Source organism: Phaeobacter porticola (genome assembly GCF_001888185.1).
GTDB lineage: Bacteria > Pseudomonadota > Alphaproteobacteria > Rhodobacterales > Rhodobacteraceae > Phaeobacter > Phaeobacter porticola.
The window spans coordinates 536,520-563,362 of the sequence record NZ_CP016364.1 but is presented as its reverse complement, the minus strand read 5'-3'; the positions used below and the strand labels follow the sequence as shown (position 1 = coordinate 563,362).

General features: G+C 58.7%; 25 protein-coding genes. 8 read left to right on the top strand and 17 right to left on the bottom strand.

What is annotated here, in order from left to right; translation table 11 throughout:
* The first annotated feature begins 145 nt into the window (after positions 1–145).
* Both PhaeoP97_RS02805 and PhaeoP97_RS02800 read left to right on the top strand, forming a co-directional pair.
* Positions 146–925, top strand: a complete 780-nt coding sequence (locus tag PhaeoP97_RS02805) for an MlaA family lipoprotein (protein WP_072503789.1) — start codon at positions 146–148, stop codon at positions 923–925.
* Positions 915–1,523, top strand: coding sequence for an MlaC/ttg2D family ABC transporter substrate-binding protein (locus tag PhaeoP97_RS02800; RefSeq protein WP_072503788.1), 609 nt, complete (start codon positions 915–917; stop codon positions 1,521–1,523). The genes PhaeoP97_RS02805 and PhaeoP97_RS02800 overlap by 11 nt, the downstream gene beginning before the upstream one ends.
* Positions 1,524–1,580: 57 nt before the next feature.
* On the opposite strand, the gene PhaeoP97_RS02795 is transcribed toward PhaeoP97_RS02800, so the two are convergent.
* A complete protein-coding gene (locus PhaeoP97_RS02795; protein WP_083570307.1) occupies positions 1,581–2,078 on the bottom strand; it encodes a GNAT family N-acetyltransferase in 498 nt (165 codons plus the stop codon).
* Between the two features lie 6 nt (positions 2,079–2,084).
* Complete coding sequence (locus PhaeoP97_RS02790) at positions 2,085–4,331, bottom strand: transglycosylase domain-containing protein (RefSeq protein WP_072503787.1); 2,247 nt, start codon at positions 4,329–4,331, stop codon at positions 2,085–2,087.
* Between the two features lie 258 nt (positions 4,332–4,589).
* Here PhaeoP97_RS02790 and PhaeoP97_RS02785 point away from each other — a divergent pair, with 258 nt between their 5' ends.
* Both PhaeoP97_RS02785 and PhaeoP97_RS02780 read left to right on the top strand, forming a co-directional pair.
* Complete coding sequence (locus tag PhaeoP97_RS02785) at positions 4,590–4,928, top strand: P-II family nitrogen regulator (RefSeq protein WP_072503786.1); 339 nt, start codon at positions 4,590–4,592, stop codon at positions 4,926–4,928.
* Positions 4,929–4,954: 26 nt separating this feature from the next.
* On the top strand, positions 4,955–6,295 hold the full coding sequence (locus tag PhaeoP97_RS02780) for an ammonium transporter (RefSeq protein WP_072503785.1): 1,341 nt from the start codon (positions 4,955–4,957) through the stop codon (positions 6,293–6,295).
* 138 nt (positions 6,296–6,433) lie between these two features.
* Here the strand turns inward: PhaeoP97_RS02780 and PhaeoP97_RS02775 are convergent, their stop codons facing one another.
* The 6 genes from PhaeoP97_RS02775 to PhaeoP97_RS02750 all read right to left on the bottom strand — a co-directional run bounded on the left by PhaeoP97_RS02775 (position 6,434) and on the right by PhaeoP97_RS02750 (position 11,601).
* Positions 6,434–7,618, bottom strand: coding sequence for an amino acid aminotransferase (locus PhaeoP97_RS02775; RefSeq protein WP_072503784.1), 1,185 nt, complete (start codon positions 7,616–7,618; stop codon positions 6,434–6,436).
* Positions 7,618–8,469: a 3-mercaptopyruvate sulfurtransferase gene (sseA, locus tag PhaeoP97_RS02770; RefSeq protein WP_072503783.1), complete on the bottom strand. Its 852-nt coding sequence runs from the start codon at positions 8,467–8,469 to the stop codon at positions 7,618–7,620. Before sseA ends, PhaeoP97_RS02775 begins: the two co-directional genes overlap by 1 nt.
* A 128-nt stretch (positions 8,470–8,597) precedes the next feature.
* Positions 8,598–9,167: a hypothetical protein gene (locus PhaeoP97_RS02765; protein ID WP_237028976.1), complete on the bottom strand. Its 570-nt coding sequence runs from the start codon at positions 9,165–9,167 to the stop codon at positions 8,598–8,600.
* Between the two features lie 223 nt (positions 9,168–9,390).
* Positions 9,391–9,867, bottom strand: a complete 477-nt coding sequence (gene smpB / locus PhaeoP97_RS02760) for an SsrA-binding protein SmpB (RefSeq protein WP_072503782.1) — start codon at positions 9,865–9,867, stop codon at positions 9,391–9,393.
* A gap of 134 nt (positions 9,868–10,001) precedes the next feature.
* Positions 10,002–10,865 carry a DMT family transporter gene (locus PhaeoP97_RS02755; RefSeq protein WP_072503781.1) on the bottom strand — a complete coding sequence of 288 codons (864 nt, stop codon included), beginning with the start codon at positions 10,863–10,865 and terminating at the stop codon, positions 10,002–10,004.
* A gap of 181 nt (positions 10,866–11,046) precedes the next feature.
* A complete protein-coding gene (locus PhaeoP97_RS02750; RefSeq protein ID WP_072503780.1) occupies positions 11,047–11,601 on the bottom strand; it encodes a helix-turn-helix domain-containing protein in 555 nt (184 codons plus the stop codon).
* Between the two features lie 135 nt (positions 11,602–11,736).
* Between PhaeoP97_RS02750 and PhaeoP97_RS02745 the strand changes: the two genes are divergently transcribed.
* On the top strand, positions 11,737–13,014 hold the full coding sequence (locus PhaeoP97_RS02745; protein WP_083570305.1) for a benzoate/H(+) symporter BenE family transporter: 1,278 nt from the start codon (positions 11,737–11,739) through the stop codon (positions 13,012–13,014).
* A gap of 103 nt (positions 13,015–13,117) precedes the next feature.
* Positions 13,118–14,965: a dihydroxy-acid dehydratase gene (ilvD, locus tag PhaeoP97_RS02740; RefSeq protein WP_072503779.1), complete on the top strand. Its 1,848-nt coding sequence runs from the start codon at positions 13,118–13,120 to the stop codon at positions 14,963–14,965.
* An 89-nt stretch (positions 14,966–15,054) separates the two neighbouring features.
* Here ilvD and PhaeoP97_RS02735 read toward each other — a convergent pair whose 3' ends face one another.
* Entirely contained in the window at positions 15,055–15,567 is a 513-nt protein-coding gene (locus PhaeoP97_RS02735) for a class I SAM-dependent methyltransferase (protein WP_072503778.1), read from the bottom strand.
* A gap of 365 nt (positions 15,568–15,932) precedes the next feature.
* Here PhaeoP97_RS02735 and PhaeoP97_RS20600 point away from each other — a divergent pair, with 365 nt between their 5' ends.
* A complete protein-coding gene (locus PhaeoP97_RS20600) occupies positions 15,933–16,205 on the top strand; it encodes an NUDIX hydrolase (protein ID WP_237028975.1) in 273 nt (90 codons plus the stop codon).
* Between the two features lie 128 nt (positions 16,206–16,333).
* Here the strand turns inward: PhaeoP97_RS20600 and PhaeoP97_RS02725 are convergent, their stop codons facing one another.
* Positions 16,334–17,152: a sulfotransferase family protein gene (locus PhaeoP97_RS02725; RefSeq protein ID WP_072503777.1), complete on the bottom strand. Its 819-nt coding sequence runs from the start codon at positions 17,150–17,152 to the stop codon at positions 16,334–16,336.
* A 140-nt stretch (positions 17,153–17,292) separates the two neighbouring features.
* Here PhaeoP97_RS02725 and PhaeoP97_RS02720 point away from each other — a divergent pair, with 140 nt between their 5' ends.
* Positions 17,293–18,870, top strand: a complete 1,578-nt coding sequence (locus tag PhaeoP97_RS02720; RefSeq protein WP_072503776.1) for a DUF5928 domain-containing protein — start codon at positions 17,293–17,295, stop codon at positions 18,868–18,870.
* A gap of 58 nt (positions 18,871–18,928) precedes the next feature.
* Here the strand turns inward: PhaeoP97_RS02720 and PhaeoP97_RS02715 are convergent, their stop codons facing one another.
* The 7 genes from PhaeoP97_RS02715 to PhaeoP97_RS02680 form a co-directional block, all read right to left on the bottom strand.
* Positions 18,929–19,576, bottom strand: coding sequence for a DUF1523 family protein (locus tag PhaeoP97_RS02715; RefSeq protein WP_072503775.1), 648 nt, complete (start codon positions 19,574–19,576; stop codon positions 18,929–18,931).
* Between the two features lie 10 nt (positions 19,577–19,586).
* Entirely contained in the window at positions 19,587–19,853 is a 267-nt protein-coding gene (locus PhaeoP97_RS02710; protein WP_027248657.1) for a hypothetical protein, read from the bottom strand.
* The gene (locus PhaeoP97_RS02705) at positions 19,853–21,238 is read right to left on the bottom strand and encodes a DUF6638 family protein (RefSeq protein WP_072503774.1); all 1,386 of its coding nucleotides are present in this window, start codon (positions 21,236–21,238) and stop codon (positions 19,853–19,855) included. Before PhaeoP97_RS02705 ends, PhaeoP97_RS02710 begins: the two co-directional genes overlap by 1 nt.
* Positions 21,235–22,059, bottom strand: coding sequence for a DUF3825 domain-containing protein (locus tag PhaeoP97_RS02700; RefSeq protein ID WP_072503773.1), 825 nt, complete (start codon positions 22,057–22,059; stop codon positions 21,235–21,237). Before PhaeoP97_RS02700 ends, PhaeoP97_RS02705 begins: the two co-directional genes overlap by 4 nt.
* Positions 22,060–23,997, bottom strand: coding sequence for an AAA family ATPase (locus PhaeoP97_RS02695; protein WP_072503772.1), 1,938 nt, complete (start codon positions 23,995–23,997; stop codon positions 22,060–22,062).
* 128 nt (positions 23,998–24,125) lie between these two features.
* Complete coding sequence (locus tag PhaeoP97_RS02690) at positions 24,126–25,247, bottom strand: hypothetical protein (RefSeq protein ID WP_072503771.1); 1,122 nt, start codon at positions 25,245–25,247, stop codon at positions 24,126–24,128.
* 431 nt (positions 25,248–25,678) lie between these two features.
* A complete protein-coding gene (locus PhaeoP97_RS02680; protein WP_072503769.1) occupies positions 25,679–26,761 on the bottom strand; it encodes a hypothetical protein in 1,083 nt (360 codons plus the stop codon).
* Positions 26,762–26,843 lie beyond the last annotated feature (82 nt).

Genomic DNA, 26,843 nt, shown 5'->3' with positions numbered 1-26,843 from the left:
CCAAGCGAGCAGAAAACCGGACCATATATGTTCCAAATCTGCCACAACAGTGTAAACAAACCCAGCTTCTGACTAGGCAGAGCTGAGAAACTTTATAAGTGGGTCTCAACTAAGCCCACTGCTGATAGATCGGACACTCAAGCGAATGACCTTCCCGCTGCGACCTTTATTATTGATAACCTTGGTTACTGTTACGTCGGCACTGGCAGGCTGTGCAACCCAGGATAGTGTTTCGCGCACCTCGGGTGAGGTATTCGACCCCTATGAGAACACCAATCGGTCGATCCACAATTTCAACCGCGGCGTTGACCGCTTTGCATTTCGCCCTGCGGCCAAAGGATATGTCGCCGTGGTGCCACCGGATATGGTCACCAGTTTCAACAACTTCGCTGAAAACCTGTCGATGCCGGGCCAGGCCGTAAACGCGCTGCTGCAAGGCAACCTAAAGGAATCCGGCATTGCGATGTCGCGCTTTGTTATCAACACGATCTTTGGCATCGGTGGTCTGGGCGATCCGGCCTCTGACTTTAATGTACCGCGGGTTGACACCAACTTTGGCGAGACATTGCACGTCTGGGGTGTTGGCGAAGGCGCATATGTGGAACTGCCGTTCTTTGGCCCCTCCACCGCGCGCGACGGGGCCGGCATTTTGGTGGATTTCTTCACCAATCCGATCAGCTACGCTCGGCATAATCCAGCCGACAACATCGGTATCTATGCCGAGGTGGTGCGTCGTCTCGGGGATCGTGGCACATATTCCGACACCATCGACTCTATTTTGTACGAAAGCGCAGACAGCTACGCCCAAGCGCGGTTGATCTATCTGCAAAATCGCCGTTTTGAGTTAGGCGGCGATCAAAGTGAATATGAAGGGGTCTATGGGGATCCCTATTCAGATCCGTATGAGGACATCTATGCCGAGTAATTTTCTGACCCGCCGCAGTTTTCTGACCACGGGACTTGCCTTTGTAGGGCTCGCCGCCCTGCCCGGCAAACTGCTTGCCCTGAGCGAAGCAGGCGCACGCAGCCTTGTCGACAGTGTTGTGGGTGACATCAACAAGGTGATTGCATCAGGTAAATCCGAAAGCGCAATGATCCGCGATTTCGAGAAAATCTTTGTGCGTTATGCCGATGTGAACATCATGGCCCGCTATGCGCTGGGTGTCGAAGCGCGCAGCGCCAGCGCCTCTGAACTGCGCGCCTTTACCGGGGCCTTTCAGAGCTATATCTCGCGCAAATATGGCAAACGGTTCCGGGAATTCATCGGCGGGTCTGTCGAGGTTCAGTCAGCCCGCAAGATTAAAGCAGGCTATGAGATCAAATCGCTGGCCAAGCTGAAGGGTCAGGCCCCATTTGAAGTGACCTTTCTGGTGTCTGACAAATCCGGCCGCGATAAGTTCTACAACATGTTCATCGAAGGTGTGAACCTGCTGCTGACCGAACGCACCGAAATCGGTGCCATTCTTGATCGCAACAGGGGTGACATTAACAAGCTGACCGCCGAGTTGAAGCGGTTGAGTTGAGAGGCTGACGTCTCAAGCATTGATCAGAGTAAAAAAGGGGCCAAACGGCCCCTTTTTTCATATCAGATTTTCCATCAGACGCGACACCGCACAGCGTTTGCGCACCGCACCGTCATCTGGTCGGTAGGTCTGAAACCCCATGGCATCATAATACGCCTGCGCCCTGAGATTGTCAGCGCCGATGGTCGCCTCGATCCAGCTTAGCCCCGCCGCTTGAGCAGCGCGCAGGTTGTGGGCGAAAAGTGCCTGACCGATGCCCTGCCGCCCCATATCGAGCCGCACATAGGTTCCGATGATGCCCCAGCCCGGTTCAACCTCATAGACGTTGCCGGGAAGCGCCAGTCTGAGAGACTGAAACCCGACAGCTCCGTCAGGACCTTCGCAGACCGCACAGTCGACCCGATCAGGATGACCGATATAGGCGGCCAGCACATGCGCAGGGTCTCCGGGCCGGGTGCTGTTCCAATCGGTCAACACCTCCGTCAGCACCATGCTCATCCCGGTTTCGTCACCGGGACGGGCCGATCTGATGGTCAGGTGATCCGCTAGAGGCATATCTGATCAGTTCCCGAAGATATCGCGCAGCAGGCCATCCACTGCACGACCCAGCTCCTGTCCGACATTGGGGCGCTGGCGGCGTTGGGGCTGCGGTTGCGGCGGCGGGGCGATGGGTTTGGGTGCAATCATCGGCAGGGGCTTGGGCGGCAGCCCGTCATGCACCCGCACCATGACCTCGCGCCAGATATCAGCGGGCAAGCCGCCACCCGTCACACCAGAAAGCGGCGTGTTGTCGTCATAGCCCATCCAGACACCGGCCACGTAATCGGCGGTGAAGCCAACGAACCAGGCATCGCGGGCGGCCTGAGTGGTGCCAGTCTTGCCTGCGGCCTGCCAACCGGGGATTTGGGCGCGACGACCGCTGCCTTGTGAGACCACCTGCTCCATCATCCAGATCAACTCCCGCGCCGCCTTGGTCTGGATCACCCGCTCCCCAAGACCGCCACTGGCCCCCATCATCGGTGTATTGTCACCGATCAATGTCAGCTCCGTCACCCCGTAAGGGGTCACCGATGAGCCGCCATTCAGAATACCGGCATAGGCCCCTGTCATGTCGATCAGCGTACTTTCGGAGGCGCCAAGCGCCAGTGCCGGACCTGCGGCCAGTTCACTATCAAGCCCGAAATCACCGGCGACACGGCGCACCAGATCGCGGCCCACGGCCTCGGAGACTTTCACCGCCGGAATATTCAGCGAGTCGCGCAAAGCCCGCGCCAATGTCACCTCGCCATAGAATTTCCGGGTGTAGTTCTTGGGGCACCACTGGCCGGAGCCAGGTACATCCAGGCAATATTGCGCGTCCAGAACCCGGTCGAGCGGTGAATACCCCAGCTCCAGCGCCGTGGCATAGACAAAGGGTTTGAAGGCCGATCCGGTCTGACGCTTGGCCTGTGTGGCCCGGTTGAAAACACCAGAGACACGGGACTTGCGCCCGCCAACCATGGCGCGGACTGCGCCATCCGCGCTCATCACCACGATGGCGGCTTGCGCCTTAGACCCCTTGCGGACCTTGGTGTCAAAGACGTGATTCAGCGCGTCCTCGGCTGCGCGTTGCAGGCGCTGGTCAATGGTGGTGCGTATCACCACATCTTCGGTTGTCTCACTGCCGAAGAAATCCGGGATGGTATCCATCACCCAATCGGCGAAATACCCCCCGGCGCGGGCGGCGGCGGCCTCGCTCAGCACGGCGGGGCTGTTTTGTGCCGAACGCATTTCAGACGTCGTCAGATAGCCCTGTTCCTGCATCAGCCGCAGCACGGTGGCGGCGCGATCCTGTGAGCGTTGCAAGTTGTTGGTTGGTGCCAATGTCGACGGCGCGGTCAGAAGGCCCGCCAGCATCGCGGCCTCAGACGCATCAACCTGATTGGCAGATTTGCCGAAATAGCGCTGCGCTGCCGCCTCTGCACCGTAAGCACCCCCGCCCAGATAGGCGCGGTTCATATAGATCGAGAGAATCTCATCCTTGGTGTATTTGGCCTCCATCGCCATTGCAAAGATGGCTTCCTTGGCCTTGCGCCAGAGCGAGCCCTGGCGGCAGTCACGCTCATAAGCGCGCTCGCTCTCCCATTCCGTCGGGTCGTAAACCACACCAAGACAGAGCAGTTTGGCGGTCTGTTGGGTGATGGTGGAGCCACCATGGCCGGACAGCGGACCACGTCCCTCTCGCAGGTTGATGCGCACAGCACTGGCGACACCGCGTGGAGACACCCCGAAGTGCCGATAGAACCGCTTGTCCTCGGTCGCGACGATGGCGTTTTTTAGATAGGGCGACACCGTGTCACTGGTGACCACGCCGCCGAATTGATCTCCGCGCCAAGCGAACACCTCGCCATTGCGGTCGGTCAGGGTGACAGAGCCTCGCGCGCGCCCGTCCAGCAGCTCGGCAACCTCGGGCAGTTTCATGTAGTGATAGCCTACAGCCAGCGCCACCAGCGCGGCAGAGATCATGCCAATGCGCCAGGTAAATCCCCAGGCCAGGCGAAAGGCCCAGCGGAACGGAGCCAACACCATCGCCAGCAGCTTGCCCAACAGGGTCTTGGGCTTTTGCGGTTTGCGCGGTCCCCTGCCACCACCACCGCCGCCTTTACGGCCGGAACGGAACAGGCCGAACCAACCCGATTTACGGGGTTTCGCGTTCGATTTTGGCCGTGGTTTCGACTTGCGCGCAGTGCCATTGCCCTGCGTGCCACGCCCAGCTGTCGCGTAGCGTTTGTCTGCGACCAGAGGTCGACGCCGCGTTCCTTGTGCCATCTTCCAGATCCTGCCCGGTTTGCCCGTTTTGCGGACAATACCCGGTCTGCTCTGCTTTGTTGAGGGGCAGTTTGCGCGCAATTCCCCTCTCTCTGCCGGGTGTTTTTTAAGCGCAACGGCAAAAGAACGCCTATTTTTTCATCCTCCCCCCGCGGCAGCCCCCGGAAACAGGGAGGTGAATGTTCCACCGACTCGGTTCAGCGGATTTTCTGCACCTGCAAAGAGTTCAGGCGCAGCCATCACGACAGGGGTTCAGGGATGAAAATGATCATAGCAACCATCAAGCCGTTCAAGCTGGAGGAGGTTCGCGAAGCGCTGACATCCATCGGCGTGTCCGGCTTGATGGTCACCGAAATCAAAGGGTTTGGCGCCCAGGCTGGCCATACCGAGATTTACCGTGGCGCGGAATATGAGGTGAATTTCGTACCCAAAGTACGGCTGGATCTGGTCGTGCCATCAGGACTGGCCGATCAGGTCGTCGACACCATCACCCAAACAGCCCGCACCGGCAAAATCGGTGACGGCAAGATCTTTGTTCTCGACGTTGAGCAGGCAATCCGCGTGCGCACCGGCGAAACCAATCACGACGCGCTGTGAAGACGCGCAAAGGAAGGAAATCACTTATGCGTAAATCAACCCTCTCCCTTGCGGCCCTGACGGCGCTGATCCTGCCAGGTCTTGCTGTCGCGCAAGAGGCTGCAGCCGCCCCGCCTGCTGGCGCTGCGGCCACCGACACGGTCTTTATTCTCAACTCGCTGCTGTTTTTGATTGGTGGCATTCTGGTGTTCTGGATGGCGGCCGGTTTCGCGATGCTGGAGGCTGGTCTGGTGCGATCCAAGAACGTAACCATGCAGCTGACCAAGAATGTCGCGCTGTTTTCACTGGCCGCGATCTTTTACTATCTGATCGGGTATAACCTGATGTACCCGTTGGGGAATTGGTCTGTGAACGGCGTCCTGTCTGGGGTCTGGGGTCCCGGCGTGCTGGAGGCGGTCGGCCTTTCATCCGAAGCTGCGGATGATTATTCCTATGCCTCAACCGGGTCGGATTTCTTCTTTCAGCTGATGTTCTGTGCAACCACGGCGTCGATTGTGTCCGGCACGCTGGCAGAGCGCGTGAAGCTTTGGCCGTTCCTTGCCTTTACCGTGGTACTGACAGCCGTGATTTACCCGTTGCAAGCCAGCTGGAAATGGGGCGGTGGTTTCCTGGATGAAATGGGTTTCCTCGACTTCGCAGGCTCCACTGTGGTGCATTCCGTGGGCGGCTGGGCTGCGCTGACCGGCGCGCTGATCCTCGGCCCGCGTCTGGGCAAGTACAAGGCAGGTAAAACCATCCCGATGCCCGGTTCCAATCTGGCGCTGGCCACATTGGGCACCTTTATTCTGTGGCTCGGTTGGTTTGGCTTTAACGGTGGCTCGCAGCTGGCGATGGGTACCGTGGGAGATGTGGCTGACGTCAGCCGGATCTTTGCCAATACCAATGCCGCCGCTGCCGGCGGTGCCGTAGCGGCGCTGATCCTGACCCAGCTGTTGTTCAAAAAGCCTGATCTGACCATGATCCTGAATGGCGCGCTGGCCGGGCTGGTGTCGATCACCGCAGAACCGCTGACGCCCAGCCTTGGTATGGCGACCCTGATTGGCGCAATCGGCGGCATTATTGTGGTCTTTGTCGTGCCAATGCTGGACAAGATGAAGATCGACGATGTGGTTGGCGCCATCCCGGTACATCTGGTCGCCGGCATCTGGGGCACCATCGCCGTCGTGCTGACCAATCCTGAGGCAAGCCTGATCACCCAGCTGACCGGTATCGTGGTCGTCGCCCTCTTTGTGGTGATCAGTTCAGCTGTCGTGTGGCTGATCCTGCGTGCTGTGACAGGGATCCGGGTTGGCGAAGAAGATGAGGTGAACGGCTTGGATATGGCGGAGCTGGGGATGGAAGCCTATCCTGAGTTTTCGCCCAGCTAAGCAGACCCAAAAAACAAAAATATGGCGCGGCCTTTCGTGTAAGGGCCGCGTTTTCATTTGCGCCGAGCGAACACGGCGCAAAAAACGCGCCCGGATCGGGGGCGCGTCTTGGTGTTTCTCAGGTATCAGACCGCAGGCTTAGACGCCGGCGTCAAGGATCGCCTTGGCGAGGATCGGCACGGTCTGCTCATTCAGGCCCGCGATGTTCATACGGCTGTCACCAACCATATAGATGCCGCTGTCTGCGCGCATTTTCTCGACCATCTCCGGCGTGGTGCCAAGCAGCGAGAACATGCCGCGATGTTGGGCAAGGAAGCCAAAGCGGTCAGATCCGGTCAGGCGTTGCAGCTCATCCGCGAGTTGCTGACGCAGTGCCAGCATGCCCAGACGGGTCTCTTCCAGCTCTGCCGCCCAATCGGCGCGCAGGGCGTCATCATTCAGGATCATCGACACCAGACGCGCGCCGTGATCCGGCGGGAAAGAATAGTTCTGGCGGTTGAGGAAGGCCAGCGTGCCCTGATTCAGCGCCTGTGCGCCGCCGTCCTGAGAAACCGCCATCAGCAGACCTGTGCGTTCGCGGTAGATGCCGAAGTTCTTGGAGCAGCTGGCCGCGATCAGACATTCCGGCGTATTGGCCGCGACATAGCGCACGCCCTGTGCGTCCTCTTCCAGACCGTCGCCAAAGCCCTGATAGGCAATGTCGATCATCGGGATCAGACCACGCTCGTTCAGGATGGCCACGACTTCCTGCCACTGCACCATATTGAGGTTGGCACCGGTCGGGTTGTGGCAGCAGCCGTGCAGCAGCACCACGTCACCCTTGTTGGCCGTCTTCAGGTCCGCGATCATGCCGTCGAAATCAACGCCGCAGGTTTCGCGGTCGAAATAGCGATAGGCGACAGTTTCGATGTTCAGATAGTTCAGGATCGAAATGTGGTTCGGCCAGGTCGGGTTCGACACGAAAACACGCGCGCCAGGGTTGGCCATCTTGATCAGTTCAAACGCCTGACGCACAGCGCCAGTGCCACCGGGCGTGGCTGCGGCGGCAACATTGGCGCGTTCGACACTATCGGCCAGAATCAGCTTGATCATAGCATCGGAATAGGCCGGATCCCCGGCCAGCCCGACGTAGGATTTGGAGGTTTGCTCTTCCCACAGTTTATGCTCGGCGGTCTTGATGGCGCGCATGACTGGCGTCACCCCTTCGGCGTTTTTGTAAACGCCAACACCAAGGTCGATTTTGTTGTCGCGCGGGTCGTCGCGATACATCTGCATCAACGCCAGGATTTTATCCGCTGGCTGGGGTTTCAGGGTTTCGAACATCAGGTCTCTCCGGTTGCAACGGGAAGGGTCGGGAAGGCGCCCCACTCTGTCCAGGACCCATCATAAAGCGCATGATCGGTTTTGCCGATCCGCTCCATAGCGAGGCTGAGGACGGCAGCGGTAACACCGGACCCACAGGTGGTGATGGCTGGTTTGCTGAGATCGACGCCGGCTGTTTCAAACGCGGTGCGCAGGGCGTCTGGCGCTTTCATCGTTTGGTCGGCGTTCAGCAATTGGGTATAGGGCAGGTTTTTGGAGCCGGGAATATGGCCCGAACGCAGGCCCTGGCGTGGTTCTGCCACCGCGCCGCGAAACCGTTCAGCGGCGCGGGCATCAATGATCTCATGATCGCCCAGTTTGGCAGCCGACGATACCTGTGTGACGTCCCGCAGCAAATGGTTCTGCACCCGCACGGTCATGTGGCGATCCCGGATCACTGGCGGCAGATCCTCAACCGGGTTGCCTTCGGCCTGCCATTTCGGCAAGCCACCATCCAGCACCGCGATATTGTTCTGCCCCATCAGGCGGAACAGCCACCACACCCGCGCGGCCGACCGCAGGCCGGTGCCGTCATAAACCACCACCTGATGGCCGTCACCAACCCCCATCGCGCGCAGGCGGGACATGAATTTCTCAACCGGGGGGACCATATGCGGCAGGTCTGAACGGTTATCGGCAATATCGTCGATGTCAAAGAAGCGCGCGCCGGGAATATGAACGGCATCATATTCAGTTTTGGGATCGCGGTCCTCATGCGGCATGTACCAGGATGCATCAAGGAGCCGCAGATCAGGGTCCTTTAGATGCGCAGCAAGCCAGTCTGTCGACACAAGCGTTTTAGGATCGTCCAACGTTTCCGTCTCCCCTCATATGTGCTGAGGCATCCGTACATCCGACCGGACAGAGTCGCAAGAGAAGCCAGACTGTTAGCGCAATAATCTGTCCCGATGGGCACCCCTAGCCGCAAGGCCAAGGCCAATCAGCCCACAACTCGTAAGCCGTGATACGGTGTTGATTGCAGCGCGCCATGTTGCGGCTTGGCCTTGCCTGCCGGAAACCGATGGGCAAAGGACAGTGCGGCGCGTATGACGTGCGGGTCCATCCAGCCCCCGGTCAGATCCGCCACGGCGTCGCGCGCGGGGGCGGTCTCATCCCGGCGCATGTGGTGCAGCATCCGCAGAAACGCGGCCTCATCCGCCGTTACAAGATTTCGCGTTTCCAGATCCAATGCGTCGAGGCCCTGATACGTCTCGGCCCGCAGGTCATGCAGACAGCGGATCACCTTAAACAGCGCATTGGCCACCGCCAGACCAAAGGTATCGCCCCAACGCTCTGATGCAGTGCAGTAGGCCAACTGCCAGGCTTGGCTCTCGGGTCGACGCAGGCAGATCGTGAAATGACGCAGCGGTGACAGTAAGGCAGCTTCAAATGCATCCAGCCTCAATTCCGCAAGGCTGATGGCATTCGAAAGGGTCACGCCTGAGGGGGAATCGGCTACGGTTGGCAGCGGCCCACATGTCATCATGGCGTCAGAAGTTACCTCGGTCATCGGGTCTCATCCTTATTCTCAATTCTGGTATCACAACTGTTTACCGGGCCTGACTGAAGGATGAGTCTGCTGGGCAACATGTATCTGACTTATTTAGTCAGATACCGCAACCGTAACAGAAGGTGCAAAATGAGCGGAGCAAAATGACCAAACAAACCAACCCATGCCGCGCTGCACGTCTGCAAGCCGTCGATTGATCATTTGGCCTTGGTGGCGGCTGGGATCAGCTGTGATCTTTTAACAGGCGCTGCTTTTGACGCGACCAATCGCGTTTGGCCTCGGTCTCGCGCTTGTCGTGGTTCTTCTTACCCTTAGCGATACCGATCTTCATTTTGGCCAATCCACGGTGGTTGAAATACATCACCAGCGGCACAAGCGTCATGCCCTTGCGTTGGGTCGCATTCCAAAGAACCGACAGTTCCTTGCGCGACACCAGCAGCTTACGACGGCGACGCTCTTCATGTCTGAACATTTTCGCCTGTTCGTAGGGCGCAATATAGGAATTCACCAGCCACAGTTCGCCATCTTCAACCGTGGCATAGCTCTCGGCGATATTGGTGCCGCCAACACGCAGGGATTTGACCTCGGACCCTTCCAGAAGGATCCCGCATTCCAGATCGTCTTCGATCGCGTAGTCAAACCGTGCACGGCGGTTTTCGGCGATCACTTTGTAATTCGGGTCTGATTTTTGCTTGGCCATGGGTCGCAGATGTAAGGTGCCGACGGCAGAGGTGCAAGATGGTGATGCAGGCGTTTGTCCCGCAAGGCAATTTCGCCGAGCAGTTCGGGGCAGGACCAAGGGCTGCTGTCTGATCTCTGCCCTGCCAGTACCGCTTAAGCCGGTTGACGACGGTTGCTGCGCAACAGGGTGAATCCACCGCTGACAACGATGACCGTACTGCCAATAAGGGTCCACAGATCTGGCCGCTCGTGGAACACCACAACTCCCAGCACCATGGCAAAGATCAGCCGCGTGTAGCGAAACGGCGCGACAACCGAGATCTCGCCGGTGCGCATGGCACCCGTCAGGGCCTGATAGGCCACCACACCCACAAGAGTCGCAGCGCCCAAAGCCAGCCATGTGGTCACATCGGGCATCACCATCGGCGCGCCAAAGGGCTGTGCGATCAGGCCTGCGACCACCAACATCGCAAAACCCGCCAACCCCAGATGCGCGTTCGACAGCCCGACCGGTGCGGCCCGTGTGGCAAGATCCCGTCCGGCAAACCCCAAAGTGCCCGCCACCGCAAAGAGCGAGGCCAGCTCAAACCCGCTGGCGCCAGGACGCAGGATCATCAGAACCCCGATGAACCCCGCACCAATCGCCAGCCAGCGCCGCAGACCTACGTGTTCATTGAAGAACACAACCGCCCCGGCAGAAACCACCAGCGGTGTTGCCTGAAGGATCGCTGACGCCGACGACAAGGGTGTCAGCGCAATCGCCAGCGTATAACAGAGCCGCCCTGCCACCTCGGCAATTGAGCGCACCACCAGCGCGCGCGTGCGAAACACCGGGCTCCACAGTCGCTGCCCCTGCGCACGCGCCATGATGGCAAAGATCGCCATGCCGCCCATTCCAAACAAGATCAGGATTTGCCCAACTGGCAGGCTTTGGGCTGCGGATTTAATAAACATGTCTTCCAGCGCAAAGGCTGCCATGGCCAACACCATCAAAAGACTACCGCGCAAGGTGTCCATAGTCCTATTCCCCCTGAAATGGCTTCGTCGCAAAATCCGGTTGCGCCCCGCATCCAAGATTTGCCTTGGCGCAAGGCTCTGAAAATCAACGCAATCAATAGATGACCAAGCATTAGGCCGGGTGTTAGCGCTGCACAAGCCATGTGGCTGCGGCCAATTGAACCGCCCCCGTGCCCGTCTTTCAGGCTATCCCAGCCACTTGGCGGTAGTGGTGCATGTTCAAAAACGCCGCACCACTCTCGCCGCTACGATAGCCATGGGGTTGATCCGCCGCAAAGCGCAGCCCTTGTCCAGCGTCGAGCGGCACCCACCCCCCATCCCGCAGCACTTCCATCGCGCCCTCCAGCACAAAAACCTCTTCGGTGACGCCCGTGTCATGGGATTGCGACTGGTGGCACTGGCCCGGCCTCAGGCTGACGTGAAAGGTCTCGGCCCCCAGTACAGGGTCAAAGGGAAAAACCATCTTGACCGCGATAGACCCCGGAAACTGCACCGAGCGGAAGCTGCGACCGCTCGCCCCGGCGGGCTGTGATGCATCTCCAATCAACGCGGTCAGGGGCAGGTGAAAGCCCTTGGCGATTTTCCAGAGCGTCGCAATCGTTGGACTTGATTCGCCGCGTTCAATCTGACCCAGCATGGCCTTGCTCACGCCAGTGGCCTCCGCCGCCCTGGACAGACTGAACCCGGCACCATTGCGAATCTCCCGCAGGTTCAAGGGGATGCTGTCGTCAGTCATGGTCCACTGTTGCCTCGTACCGGTGCCCGTACCGGGCCTACATAAAGGTCTTGTGCGTTATAACGCACAAAGTGTACTGTGCGCTATAACGCACAATGCCATTCGTACCCGATCCGACGCCAGAGGAAAACCCACATGCTCAGAGACCTAAAGCTCTCTCACATCGTCTCTGGTGCCGTGGCGGTGTTGGTCGGCTATACGGGGTCTGTTGCGATTGTCTTTCAGGCGATTGAGGCTGTTGGAGCAACTCAGGCCCAGGCCAGCAGCTGGATGCTGGCATTGGGATTGGGCATGGGCATCACCTGCCTGATCCTGTCGTTACGCTACCGGATGCCTATCCTGACCGCCTGGTCGACGCCTGGCGCGGCCCTATTGGCGGTCAGCCTGGATGAGGTGTCGCTGGACCAGGCGATCGGGGCCTTTGTCTTTTGCGGGCTGCTGCTGACCCTCACCGGTGTGACCGGCTGGTTTGCTGCCCTGTCGCGACTGATCCCTGATGGCCTCGCCAGTGCTATGCTGGCCGGAATCCTGTTTCAATTCGGCCTCTCTGCCTTTACCGCGCTAGAAACTGACACGGCTCTGGTGGCGATCATGGGCGTGACTTTTCTGCTCGGGCGGCGTTTGCTACCGCGCTACACTATTCCTGCGGTACTGGCTGTGGGCACGCTTTGGTGTACCGCAACTGGAGCTTTTGGAGATATCAGCCGTCTGGATCTAACCTTGGCACGGCCGGAATTTGTCATGCCCGCCTTTTCGCTACAGGTGCTGATTGGCATTGGTCTGCCGCTATTTGTGGTCACCATGTCCTCGCAGAATATGCCAGGCGTCGTGGCGCTACGGACGGCAGGCTATCAGCCGCCGGTCTCTGCCAGCCTGACGGTCACCGGTGTTGCCACGCTGCTGCTGGCCCCGTTCGGAGGCTATGCTTTCAATCTCGCCGCCATCACCGCAGCGATCTGTGCCGGACCCGAGGCGGATGACAATCCAGACACCCGCTATCTGGCCGGTGTCATGACGGGGATTGTCTATATTCTGGTCGGGCTCGGCGGGGCCACAGTGATCAGCCTGTTTCTTATCGCACCCAAGGCCCTGATTGCGACGGTGGCAGGCCTCGCACTGTTGTCGACCATCGGCAATAGCCTTGCGGCCGCCCTTGGCGAGGCCAGGGGCCGCGAGGCCGCCCTTATAACCTTTATGACGACTGTTTCCGGGATCAGCTTCTGGGGGATTGGCGCGCCATTCTGGGCCTTGGTGCTGGGACTGGCTGTGAATCACCTGCTGTCACCCCCCAGCACGCCAACCCCGGCAGCTGGTGCTGACCCGGCAAATCGGGCTGACAACAGCCCCCCGGATAAGGTGGAAGTCGGCGATCCACCGCTTGATGACAGGCGTTTCCCCCGGCAGACCCCGTAAAACACCGCATAAACCGCCTGAATATTACCGAAGACCGCCCCGGCATGTTGCCTTTATTGCGCAAATCGTGTCCCTGAGGGGCAAAGACAAGGGAACCAGCCAGATGCCAATGTACCGATCCAGAACCTCCACCCATGGCCGCAATATGGCAGGCGCACGCGGCCTGTGGCGTGCCACCGGCATGAAAGACGATGACTTTGGTAAGCCAATCATCGCCATCGTGAACTCCTTTACGCAGTTCGTGCCTGGCCACGTCCATCTCAAGGATCTGGGCCAGATGGTTGCCCGCGAGGTAGAAGCCGCTGGCGGTGTTGCCAAAGAGTTCAACACCATCGCGGTGGATGATGGTATCGCCATGGGTCACGACGGCATGCTTTACTCGCTGCCTTCTCGCGAAGTCATTGCGGATTCGGTCGAATATATGGTCAACGCCCATTGCGCCGACGCGATGGTCTGCATCTCTAACTGCGACAAGATCACGCCCGGCATGCTGATGGCCGCCATGCGTCTCAATATCCCGGCGATCTTTGTCTCCGGCGGCCCGATGGAAGCTGGCAAGATCGACATCGCCGATCTGGACATGAAGAAAATCGACCTCGTGGATGCGATGGTCGCCGCTGCAAGCGAGGATCTGACCGATGCGCAGGTCAAGCACATCGAAGAAAACGCCTGCCCGACCTGCGGGTCCTGCTCTGGCATGTTCACTGCCAATTCCATGAATTGTTTGGCGGAAGCGCTGGGTCTGGCCCTGCCCGGAAATGGCTCAACCCTGGCGACCCATGCGGATCGCAAACATCTGTTCCTTGAAGCAGGTCGCAAGATTGTCGACATCACCAAGCGCCATTACGTGAACGAGGAAAAAGGCCTGCTGCCCCGCGAAATCGCCAGCTTTGAGGCGTTTGAAAACGCAATGAGCCTAGATATCGCCATGGGCGGTTCGACGAATACCGTTTTGCATCTTCTGGCCATCGCCAATGAGGGAATGGTTGATTTCACCATGACCGATATGGACCGCCTGTCGCGCAAGGTGCCCTGCCTCTGCAAGGTGGCCCCCAACACCGAAAACGTCCATATGGAGGATATTCACCGGGCCGGTGGGATCTTCTCAATCTTGGGTGAGCTGAGCCGTGCGGGCCTGTTGCACAATGACTGCGGCACTGTGCATTCCAGCAGCATTGGCGAAGCCATCGGCAAATGGGACATCAAGGTCGCCAATAACCCGGAAGCCGAAGAGCTGTTCAAGGCGGCCCCCGGCGGCGTCCGCACCACCCAAGCGTTCAGCCAGTCCAACCGCTACAAGGAGCTGGACACCGACCGTGCAGGCGGCGTGATCCGGTCAAAAGAACACGCCTTCAGTCAGGATGGTGGCCTTGCGGTTCTGTTTGGTAATATCGCCCGCGATGGCTGCATTGTAAAAACCGCCGGTGTGGATGAGAACATCCTGAAATTCACCGGGTCGGCTTATGTCTGCGAAAGCCAAGATCAGGCGGTGAGCGATATTCTCACCGGCAAGGTCAAAGAGGGCGATGTCGTGGTCATTCGCTACGAAGGCCCGCGCGGCGGTCCTGGCATGCAGGAAATGCTTTACCCGACATCCTATCTGAAGTCCAAAGGCCTGGGCAAAGCCTGCGCACTCTTGACCGATGGCCGCTTCTCAGGCGGCACCTCGGGCCTCTCCATTGGCCATGTCTCACCCGAGGCCGCTGAAGGCGGTGAAATCGGTCTGGTGCAACAGGGCGACAAGATCGAGATTGATATCCCCAACCGGACCATCCATCTGGCGGTATCGGATGAGGAGCTGGCAACCCGCCGCGCGGCGCAGGATGCTGCGGGCTGGAAACCGGTAAAGCCGCGCAAGCGCAAAGTCTCCAAAGCGCTCAAAGCCTATGCGCTGCTCGCCACCTCCGCCGCCAAAGGCGCCGTACGCGCGCTGCCCGGCGAGGATGACTGAGAGCGTCTAAGATAACCGATACGATACGGGGGCGGGCATCATGTCCGCCCCTTTTTCGTCGGACGCAACGAAGGTTACGACGCGCGCGTCTATTCTTGGCGCACAAACAGATATCCGGGTTTTGCATAGTCCTTTGTCCATTCGCGCGAATGATGCGCAAAAATAGCTGCGAACCCCTCCATGTTCGCAGCCTCATCGGCAATCAGCACCCAGCCCCCCGTCACCACGTGATCCAGCAGCTGTTTCAGGACAGCCCGTCGCGGGGCCTCCGGTAACATATGCAGGGTTCGGTCCAGCAGGATGATGTCGAATATACCATCCGGCGTATAGCGGGTGATATCCGCGACAACGCCCTCAATTGACAGGTTTTCGTTCGCCGCAGCTGCGACAAGATCACGGATCCCATTGGCTGAAAGATCGACGCCAACAACCCGGTGCCCCCTCCGCGCGATGAACAGCGCATCCCTTCCCTGACCACATCCCAGATCTAGGATCCGCAGACCCTCGCCCGCGTCTTGATTGAAGAACTGCACGAACGCAGGGCTGGGATCCCCTAACGCGTCCGGCGTCTCTGCGTATAATTTGTCATAATTGTAAACCATAGAAGATCAGATAACGGTTACTCACCTGAATGGCTAAGTGAAATATTTCGTGATCAGCGTCACCAGGACACGCAGTCAGCGCGCCGCGGATCCGCCCGACCGCAGTGTTGCGCCCGCCGTTGATCCACATTAGCCAGATGCTCCCGGTTCAAAGCACTCGCAGAACATCCATGACAGTCTGGCGCCCTGCCCAATAAATTTGCGCAAAAAACCGTTGACCTATGCTGGTACAAAGACCGGCTACTGGCCGCCGAGGCCGCAACCGGAGACGGTCACATCAAGGGCGCACGTCCCTTGGGCGGCCCTGTTGAGTTTGGCAAAACCTGGCAACAGGCGCTGCGACGGAAATTTCAGGAGGAACTGGGGTGCGGGTGACCACGGGCGGCGCGCCTGTGGTGCTAGAAAATATCTATCAGCACGAAGGCCAGACCGGTCATGAGATCATCTTCGCCACACATGTCACCTGGCCAGAGACCCCGCATCTGGCAGGCGATCTGATTGAATTTCAAAAAGGCAACGGCCAGGCATGTATCGCCAGATGGGTCCATCCAGATACGCTGGAGGCTGGCGGGACTGAGCGGTTTCCAACCGGGTTGAATACCCACCTGCAAGATCTGGGATCGCCGCCCCGCGCATAAGGCACGAAACCTATCACCTTTCCCAAAATACTCCCGCCGGAGGCGCGCCGCGCCAGCGGCGCCAGGCCCAACCGGGTCAGATCATGCAATGATCGCCACCCCGGGCGGGAGCATCGCGCGGCTTGGGATCACTCACCCAATTTGGCGTGCACCTCATCAAGGTCGATCTCACCCACCGGCATCTTGTTGGCGGGGTTTTCAAAGTCATATTTGAACACTTCGAAATCCCGCTTGTAGATTTCATAGACCAGATGCATCGAGAGGTCGTCGAAATAGTCTTCGACCGGATGGGCGCGTTTGGGGCCGTGGCCTTCGCTTTCATTGAAACGGGGGATCTGGGTCAGATCCACCTGATGCGGCGTCTCGATCGCGTCCAGCACATCCTGCATGCCCTCGTTGAAGGCTTCGGTCCAGATCACCTTGTCGTACCGGCCACCATTGCAAATGAACGTCGAAACATGGCCCGAGGTTGCAGACCAGTGGATATCGGGGTCCATCGGACGACGGAATTTCACGGTATCGCGGACAAACAGCAGAAAGCGGCGAAAGCTCTTGATCTGGTCAAACTCCTGTTTGCCGTCCTCTCCTCCGACGTCGACTCCATAGTCGTAGGTCAGACGTGGCACCAGGTTGCCGCGATAACGTTTCCCATTACGTTGGATGCCGCAAATCTTGTCGAAAAACGAGCTCAGGATCCGGGTGTAGGGATTGCGCACGCAGGTAAAGGCGTAGGTATTCTGCGCTTTCACATTGCGGGCGATCGTCGATTGGCTGTTTTCCAACGCCCATTTGTGCAGCCCGCCGGTTGCATCATGGATGTCGCCGTCGAAGAACCGCCCGTGATCAGAATAATACATGATCTGCCCGATAGTGGAGCAGGCGCATTTGGGCACCACGCGATAGATCACGCTTTCGCTCTCTGTCATCCAGGTGCCTGGAAACCCCATCTGCCTCTCCCCGTCCCCATGCGGCGCAATTGCGCCTCGTACTACTCTAGTCGTTAAAAGCGAAATAATGCGGTTTATTCAGTGAGAATTCGTCAGTATCAAGGAAACAATCAATCAAAATAAGACATTGGGGCGCTGTCATGGCAAAAATCGCATATGTTCTGCTGTGCCATAAGGACCCAGAGGCGATTATTCAGCAGGCGGCGCGACTAACCGCGGCTGGTGACTATATGGCGATCCATTTCGATGGCCGATCATCACAGGCAGATTTTGCGATGATCCGCAAAGCGCTGACCACCAACCCCAACGTCTGCTTTGCTCGCAAGCGGGTCAAATGCGGCTGGGGCGAGTGGTCGCTGGTACAAGCGACACTGAACGCCCTTGAGAGCGCTGTGGCGTCCTTTCCGCGCGCGACCCATTTCTACATGGTTTCAGGCGATTGCATGGCAATCAAGACAGCCGAATATGCCCATCGCCTGCTGGACGCGCAGGACAAAGATTATATCGAGAGCTTCGACTTTTTTGAAAGCGACTGGATCAAGACCGGCATGAAGGAAGACCGGCTGATCTATCGCCACCTGTTCAACGAACGCACACACAAGCGACTGTTTGACCTGAGCCATGGCATGCAGAAACGGTTTGGCCTGACACGACGTCCGCCCGTAGACGTGCAGATCCAGATCGGTAGCCAATGGTGGTGCCTGCGGCGACGCACCGTGGAATGGATCCTCTCCTTTCTGGATCAACGACGCGATGTTGTACGGTTCTTTCGCACCACCTGGATCCCGGATGAGACCTTTTTTCAGACGCTGGTGCGCCATCTGGTTCCAGCCACGGAAATCGAGTGCCGGACTCTCACCTTCCTGATGTTCTCCGACTATGGGATGCCGGTGCAGTTCTACAATGATCACTACGACATGCTGATGGGGCAGGATTTCCTCTTTGCCCGCAAGATCAGCCCCGAGGCGCAGGAGCTGAAATCCCGTCTTGGCGCGCTTTATGCCGAGCAGGGTGTTGAATTCCAGATTTCGAACGAAGGGCGCAATCTATATGGGTTTCTGGCGAAGCGCGGGCGGAACGGGTTGCGCTTTGCGCCACGCTTCTGGGAAACCGAAAGCACCTTGGGACGCGACCGCGAGCTGCTGATCGTTACCTGCAAAAAATGGCATGTAGCCAAGCGGTTGGTCAATCGCCTGCGCGATGTCAGCAATATTCCGGCACTTGCCTATCTCTTTGATGAGGAAGGCACCGATATGCCTGATCTTGGCGGAATCGAAGCAACCCTGTGGAAGCGCACCCGACACCGCCGTGCGCTGGTGAGAATGCTGTTTGACTACTACGAGACCGACAGGCTGGTGATCTGCCTTGATCCGTCAGCGCTGGATTTGATGCAGGATTTCTGCGCCGATCGTGCCGTCACGCGGATCCTGCAGATCGACTGTAGCCTGAGCGATGCCTATTTGACTGGTCACGCTGAACGAATTGGGTTGGCCGGCCAACAGACATCGTCCCTCGCGCTTGAGCGCCTGTTGCCAACCATTCGCAATGATATCCAGCACGAGGCCGACCGCATTCGCGATGTGGGTTTTGACCACCACGGGCTGATCCGCGAAAGCGACAGCGATGAACAGATTGCCGAACAGCTGATGCCGTTCTTTGCACTGGATCACGATGCAGCACTTACGCTGGCGCGGACGGAACATCTTTTTACGGACTAGGGCAGACGCGACGCTTGCCCCAGCCGGTGATTGGTGTGCCTGTGAGCGGCGTCTTGGGTTACGTCTGTTTCCAGCTATCTAGCCAGCGCCGGAACCGGCCACGCCGCTCCGAAAGCGCATCACCCGCAGCGTAAAGGCTGTCTTCGACATTCTCCACCATCGGATCGATCCGCGCCCGGCGGAAGCGGCGCCAGCGCACATAAAGCGCCCAGACCACAGCCGCTAACATCGTCAGGAAGATGATATTGAACCAATTCACCTGGCTATACTCCGGCCCGTCAACTGGCTTCACCGCGACCGCATTCGGGAAGATCGACAGGAATTCATTGCGCCAGCCATAGTGGCGCAGCAGCACCCACTGCGGATCAGCCTTAGTGGACGCAAGATCGGTCAGCTCGGCTTGCAGGTTGGAGCTGTCCAGCTTGAAATACGGCGGCCAGCCCCAGCCGGTGTCCTCATTGCGGTAGACGATGGGGCGGCCATTTGGCAGGAACGCTTCCACGAAGCGGACATCGCGATTGACGCTGGTCGCGCCTTCCTGTGCCGTGTCCTGCTGTGCCCAGAAAATCGAGTTTTCGCCGAAATCAACCCGGCGCACCTCAGTCTTGACCACGCGCACCACATCATTCTGCGGCAGTGTGTAATGCAGAAAGGCCCCTGCCAGCAGCCAGATGGTGAGAATGAACACCCATTTGATATAACGCATCTCAGCGACCTCACATGAAATTCATGACATAGACCAGAAGCGCAATGGCCCCCAGCGGCACGACATAGACCAACAGGATCAATCTGCGGCGCAGTGACCTGTCATATTGGTGCAACCCGCGCTGGATGAAGGCGGAACGGTCTCCGGTCAACCCCTTCTCGGCCCAACGACGTTTCAGCTTGGCACGCCGCACCTCGCGCGAATAGAGCGAGACAATGCCGTAGATCACTGTCAGCACCACCAGAAGGATCGCCATCAGGCGCAGAAAGGCAAACATCAGCGGCGCCCCCTGTTGCCAGATCTGCTGCTGACAGCCCCCCAGGGGCCGACCCGTTCAACCAGACTGTCCGTTCGGCGCTGTTTTGGTCGATCCTGCGCGCCCGTGCTGCGCCCGCTCATATCCGGCTCATGGCCAAATAGCGCCGCCCGCGCGCCTGCCTTGTCCATCGCATATTCACGCGCGAGGAAGGCGACGACGTGGTCCTTCTTCGCCTCCGGCCAGTTGCGATACTGATGATAAAACGCTTCCTTGTGGCAGATGAACAGCTGGCGGAAATCCAGCGGCGTCAGCTCTGCCAGCAGCATATTGACCAGATCGCGGTTCGGCGTGTTGGTGGCCCGCAGGCAGTAGAAATAGGCCGGGTGATCCGATTTTATCCGGGGCCATTTGCCGCCGCTTTCGGCCCAGCGAACCATCGCTGCCATGCCTTCGAACTCCGCCGGCAGCTCGCTTGCGTGGCGGGCTGCCATCCGCCGCAGATCGCTGCGCGACAGGCCCGAGAGGTCCATCCCCTTGTCCGCCAGCACACTGATCGCCAGAAACCCCATCTTCTGGCGCAGGATCGCCGCGCCATCGACGCCGCGCGCACGGATAATCGGCTCTACCAGCCCGTTCAGTTCCAGAAATTTGGCAACCGAATTGCCCTGCGTCCGGTCAAACACCCGGTCCAGCGGCACGCCTTCGGGTTTTTCCCCACTGGCAATCAGGGCCGGGTGCTCGACATCCTGAAACACATAGAGCCCGCCAAAATGCGCGGTCCAGAAATTCTGCTGCTCAAACACCTCGTGCTTCAACCGCACAGGGTTGCGGGTGACATCGCCGGTTTTTTCCGCCGTCGCGATCATCTCAGCGATCAGCGCATCGTCAAACCAGCCGTCCTCCTCGCTCTTGAACCGGTCCACCAGTTTGGCCAGTTGATCGGCCTGCCGCAGCGTGCCCTTTGTGGTGTCCGCCTCGACCCTGACCTGCCGGATGTCAAAAAGCTGCGCGGGCGTTGCGACCTCAAACACCGAATTGACCAACTCACCCGCCACCGCATCGGTCGCGGTCAGCGCAAACAGCTGGCTTTCATTGGCCGCAATGAACCGGCGCAAGATGTCCCGGCTGGTGGAGAATTTCACATTCAGAAGCGGGCAACGCTTCTGTTCGGTGCTGAGGAGAATGAACTGCCGGTTCACACCCGCATGGTTCAGATAGTGGTCATCCCCCAGCTCATCCCCGATCTCAGGTGAGTAGCCCGAGATATCGACGTGGAAATCCGTGAGAGCCGTAGTCTTGCCGGTCAGATGCTTCAGCGCGCGATTGTACCGCTCCACCAGCGCGGGCGAGGCCACATGGAAGAGATTGCCGAACATCAGGCCAGCTTCGATGAGGCGCTTCATTGGGCTTGCTCTGGATTTTCAACCTGAGTGTCAGACAACTCTGTAGAATGAGCATTCCATGCAGAAAGCATCCACGCAGGTAATTTATCATGACGCTCAACAGCGACGCGAGCGTTTGCATATGGCATGTGAGGAGTAAGAACCGTACGGACAACCAAATTATCCCGATTCACTTGTACAGGGGCAATTAAGTCCGGCGCTTCAGTAATGTTCTCTCTACTTTGCAAGTAAAGAGGAGCTAAGAAGCTCATAGTACCGAAATAGTAGTAAGAAATCTCAAGGTTACTGTTTAGCGACCACTGGATTGCTCCTGAGATTGCACACATCTGAGCTACTGGCGGCGTGTCCCGTAGGAACGGGACGCGATCTGCATTGTCTCCAAGAATATGGTCATGCAACATAACAATTTCTGATCCCTTATTTATTTCCGGAACTGCCGGGATCTCAGGAGGCGATGGGAAGTTAGGCGCGGACGGATTCGTGCCGGCGTATTTGCAATACAAAAGTTGGTCAAACGGTCCATCGTTGCGCTCGAACACCAAGTAAAGAGGTGTTCCATACCTTGTTTGCAGGTGGCCCGCTGAGAAGAAAATTTGATCCTCAGACGTCGAAAAAGCTCCCTGTTCAATTGCCCATGGGATGTGAACTGCGAGATATTTTTCGAGCGCGAAGTTACTACGCCCCCATTCCTCAGTAAGCGCTTGGTCGGCAAGACGCTGCAACAGTTCCGGGGCAATAAATGCTAGTCCCCGAAACCTTTCAACAACCTGCGCTGTTGCAGAAGTACCAAGAGCTCCAAGCATTTCTTCGCGTGTAATCATTTACCCCTGCCCCTCCAGATACCGCCGCTTGGCCTCTTCCTGACGCCCGAAATCGCGCACCATATTGTCAATCGCCACTTCATCCGACTTATCGGCATAGCGGAACTCACTATCGGCGTAGCGGTTGATCTCCTGCACCACCATGTCGATGGTGATCGGCACCCGCAGTTCACCAATCATCGCGGATTTGGTGTCGTAATCCTTGAACAGGAACAGCTCGGGGTTCTCCATCCAGTCATCCGGCAGTTCAAAATCCATCGCGCGCACCTTCACCGCATCGGTGATGTTTTTGATGGCGCGGCCGGTGAAGCGTTCGTCCGCCTGCTGGATCGCCTTCAGATAGGTGCCCAGCTTGGCAAGGCTGTCCAGTTCCCCAATCTGATCCTGGACGCGGCCAAAGACCTCTGCCAGCCCCGGCTCCTGCGGGCGGTTATGCGCCTCAAACGAGCGCGCGACCGCCTGTTTGATCTCCTGCGCGCCGTATAGGTTATGATCGCCAAGCGGAATCTCGTGGTTTTTGCCCATCAGCAGGGTCAGGATATCAATGTAATCCTCCCGCGTCTGCGGCCCGTCCACCAGGAACCGCGCACCCGCTCGCTGGCGCAGCGCGTCGTCGACATTCTCCGGGTAGTTGGAGAACATGCCAAAGGTGCAGTTGCCACGCACCACGGTGTTGGCGCCGGCAAAGGCCTCCATAAACACCGCAGTGACCTCCTGCTGGCCCGCGCTGGACTGCCGGTCGCCACGCTTGCCCGCGATCTGGTCGATGTCGTCGATGGTGCCAAAGCCGATGACGCCGGGGTCGAGCACATTCTGGATGAAGGATTTGGCGTTCTGCCCGGACTTGCCCTGATAGCTGTCGATATTGTCGATGCCGAAGTTCTGGTAGCGGAAGGCATAGCCCGCATTCTGGCAATAATCATGGATGAGGCCCGCCATCATCTGAATGAGCGTCGTCTTCCCCGTCCCCGGCTTGCCATCCCCCATGAAGGTGAAGATGAAGCCGCCCATCTCTGCAAAGGGGTTCAGACGGCGGTCGAAATCATAGGCCATCAGCATCTTGGAGAGCCTTAAGGCCTGGTATTTGGCGATATGGTTGCCGACCACCTCATGCGGTTTTTTGAATGCCATGGTGAGCGTTGTGGACTTTGCCTTCGCTGCCGGTTCAAAGCCGCTGATGGTCAAATCATCCGCCTCCACCCGCCAGTCTGCGGCGGTGAAACCTTCCAGACGCGGGGCGGATCGAGCGCGTAAAGCCGCCTTCTCCATCAGCTGTTCAGCATAACCGGCCGTGGCTGCAATCAGATGTGCATCATCGGGGGCATGCTGCGCCAGCTTCTGGTCCAACTCCCACAGCGCCCCGTGCAGGGCCAGTGGCGCGTTGTCCGTCAGCAGCTCCTCCGCCTCGCCCACCTCGGCCTGCGCCTCAGACCCGTGCGGTGCCAGCAGATAGGCTGCAGCATTGGCAAACACATGCGCTGCAATCAGCGCCTCCGCCGCCAGCAGTTCGGTGAACTCCCCTTTGCGCGCAGCGTCCAAAGACCCCGCCAGATTGGCCCGTTTCAGATCCGCGAGGCCAGAGACATCCGTATAAGCCTCGCCCATCGCCAAGGAGATCGCCAGCGCCCGGCGCAAGGCGTGCTGCAGGGTCGCCTGCAGCGGCGAGGTCAGCGGATCATCGTCATCCGCCGCCTCGATCCGGGCGATCAGATGCACGCCATCAGGCCGCGCGGTGGAACGGGTCACCAGTCCCGGCGTGGTCGAGCGGAATCGCCGCCGCGTGCCAATCCCTACGGATCGCTCTGGCGCCTTACCCTCGACCGCAGGCTTGGCAATGCGCGGGGTATGGTCGAATCCTTCCAGCATCGCTCCCGCAGCGGCGTAGTGCTTCCGGATATCCTCTTCCCGCAGTTCCATCTGATTGCCTGAAATGCTCATTTCTTCCTCTCAATCCGTATCATCGCAGGCGAAAAAACCCGGCCCGCTTTCACCTTTCAAAAATACTCCCGTCCCGCTGCCCAGCAGGCGGCTTCGCCGCCGAGAGGGGAGGCTCCGCAGTCGGCAATTCAATACCGCAGCACCTGCCCTACCTCGCTCACCACGAATTTCTGCACATCGGCGAACCCCGGCGGGCCCAGCTCTGCCAGCACCTGGAACGGGCGCTGCGGCAGGATAATGGCGCGCTGGGTCCGGGTCGCCCCGGTATCCGCACCACGCCCGCCAAAGGGGTCGAGCGCGAATATCTCCCTCTCTACAGTGCCGAACCAGCCCGATCGCTCCTCGCGCACCTCTTCGCTCTCCAATTCCTCCAGCGTCCAGGCCAGGGCCCAATCCTGACCCGCTGGCGCCTCCGCCTCCTCCAGCACCCGGTGCAGAGGGCCGGATTGTTCGGTGTAGGCGGAGGAATACATCGGGCCAACATGAAAGCGGCGCAGATGCTTGGGGTGGAGATCGTCGAAATCCTCGTCGAACCCTTTGGCAATGGTCACCAGCTTCAGCCCGGCCAGCGCCTGCGCCATCAGATGCGCCTGCACTTCGGGCCAGCGGCGTTCGTCCTTGGGCAGCGCCACCTTGCCACTGTCCTCCAGCTCCATCAGGTAGATCACCGGCAGGTTCACCTGACTGTCATAGGCCGCCCAATGTAAGAGGAACCGCCGACGCCGCTCGCCGATATTTTCCAGCCATTCACAAACCGGGTCGTTCTGGGTCCAGAACAGCTGCCCTTTCAGCAGCTCCTCATAATAAAGCCGCTGCGACAGGGCGAATTGCAGCTTCGACGGCACCGCGCGGTCCGAGATTATAGTCCGCACCATATCGTCCTTCAGCTGCGTCTCGCTGGCCATATTGGCCAGATGCCGCTCCGCCTGCTGGGCATCATTAGCCATAGTCATCAGCTCGGAGGCGACCGGAAAGCCGCTGTCGCGCTTGTCCATCGCCAGACTGCCAAAAAATCGGCCCGTATTACGCCCCGCCATCAGGTATTTCATCGACAGCGCGCGGAAAGTGAAGTTCAGCCGCATCAGATAGGCGGTCAGCACTTTCACATCGGATTTCGAGAGCCGCCCCTCCGCCTGCATCGCTGCCGCCACCCGGGTTAGGTGCCGGATGATACTCTCGAACTTCTTGAAATACCGGCGCGAGGCGAAGGTATCACTGAGGCCCGCGTGGTCGTGGGAGGGATCGGTCATATCAAACCTCCGGGGTGCGCAGTGGCCCGGATCGTGCCCGCCCCGCCCCCATCAAACCGCAGGTTTGCCTCCGGCAAAACGGCGGGTGCGGTTTGCCCCTCCCTTTGGGCCCGGCGCGATCCTCTGCGCCGAAATTCACTGCTGAATCTTTTCATCCATCCAACTTTCATATCGCGCGTACCAAATGGTCAGACCCGGCACCCAAAAGCTGAACACTCGCAGCAGATACCGTATTCCCCGCAACAGCTCCGAAGACGCCAAAAAGCCAATCGCAAACCAAAGGCCCCAGCTTCCAAATCGGGTGAAACCAATTACGAATAAGCCCGCAGCAGCAAAACCGGCAACGATGGCGTTTATCAGAAACCGCTTCTTGAGCCGCGCTTCCCGGGAACCCGGCCGGGCATCACCAAGCAGAGAACGCCTTCGGTACATCACCCCCCGTAAAGGTTTTTGTCGTGCTTCTCGACAATCCCAGCAAACCGGCGGGCAAAGCGTTCATCGGCCTTGGCCTTTTTCTCCAGCACGTCTCGGGCGAACACCATGTTGTCCTCGTGGCTTTCCAGCATATCGGCCATCTTCTGGTTGGTGGCGGTGCCGATCGCCGCCATTGCGGTCTGGGCTTCCTTGTCAGTCTGCACGCCGATCTCGTTGATCCTATGCGCCACATCCTGCTGCTGTGCGGTCTTCAGCGATTTGGTCAGCGCGTCATACAGCACAACCCGCTGCGCCGTGTCTGTCTGCAACTTATTGATCAGCACCATCTGCGTCGCCGCCTGGTTCTGCAGGGAGTCGACCCAGGTCTTGCCCTTCTCGATATAGCGCTCCAGCGTCTGGGATTTAGCGAGTTTTACCTGCTCGTCCTGCACCATTGCATTATACTTGGCGTTCAGATCCGCCAGTTCGGTTTCCAACTTGGTGCGTGCGGCGGCATCCTGCTCGACCGAGATCTTGTTTTCCAGCTCAATGATCTGCGGGTCCAGCGCCACGATACCCGCGCGGACCGCCTCCAGCTCTTGTACGGTGAACTCGCGGTCGTCCAGCGTGGCCGACAGGTTCACCTGCACCTTCTCGCGCTGATCTTCCAGCGTCGCCAGCTGACCTTCCAGCAGTTTTACGATGACATCCGACTTGGCAATCAGATCCTGCAACTTGTCGTCGATATTGGCCGTACGCATCCGTTCCTGGCGCATCGAATCCGATTTTCCGCGGCTGAAAAACCCGACAAAGCTCTCCCAACCGGTTTTCGAACGCATCTCGTCGAAATCCTTGGAGAACGCGGTGGTCACATCATCCAGACCCATGATCAGCTCGGCGATATTGGCGTTCATCACCTCGGTATGGGCGTGCACGTCATCCAGCGTTGCGTTCTCAATGTCGATGCTGGCGTCTTCTCCGGCAGAAATCTTGGCGCGCGCGGTTTCGATCCGCGAGGTCAGCGCCGTGATCTTCTGTTGCGACTCGCTCACCTTGGCTTGTGAAGCCCGCACCATTTCGTCAAATTGTGATTGGCTCATTAATGTGCCCTTTCTTCAATATCTTGTATTACATATGGATATGTAACGATGATTTACATCCCCTCTTGGGGAGAAAACCCGA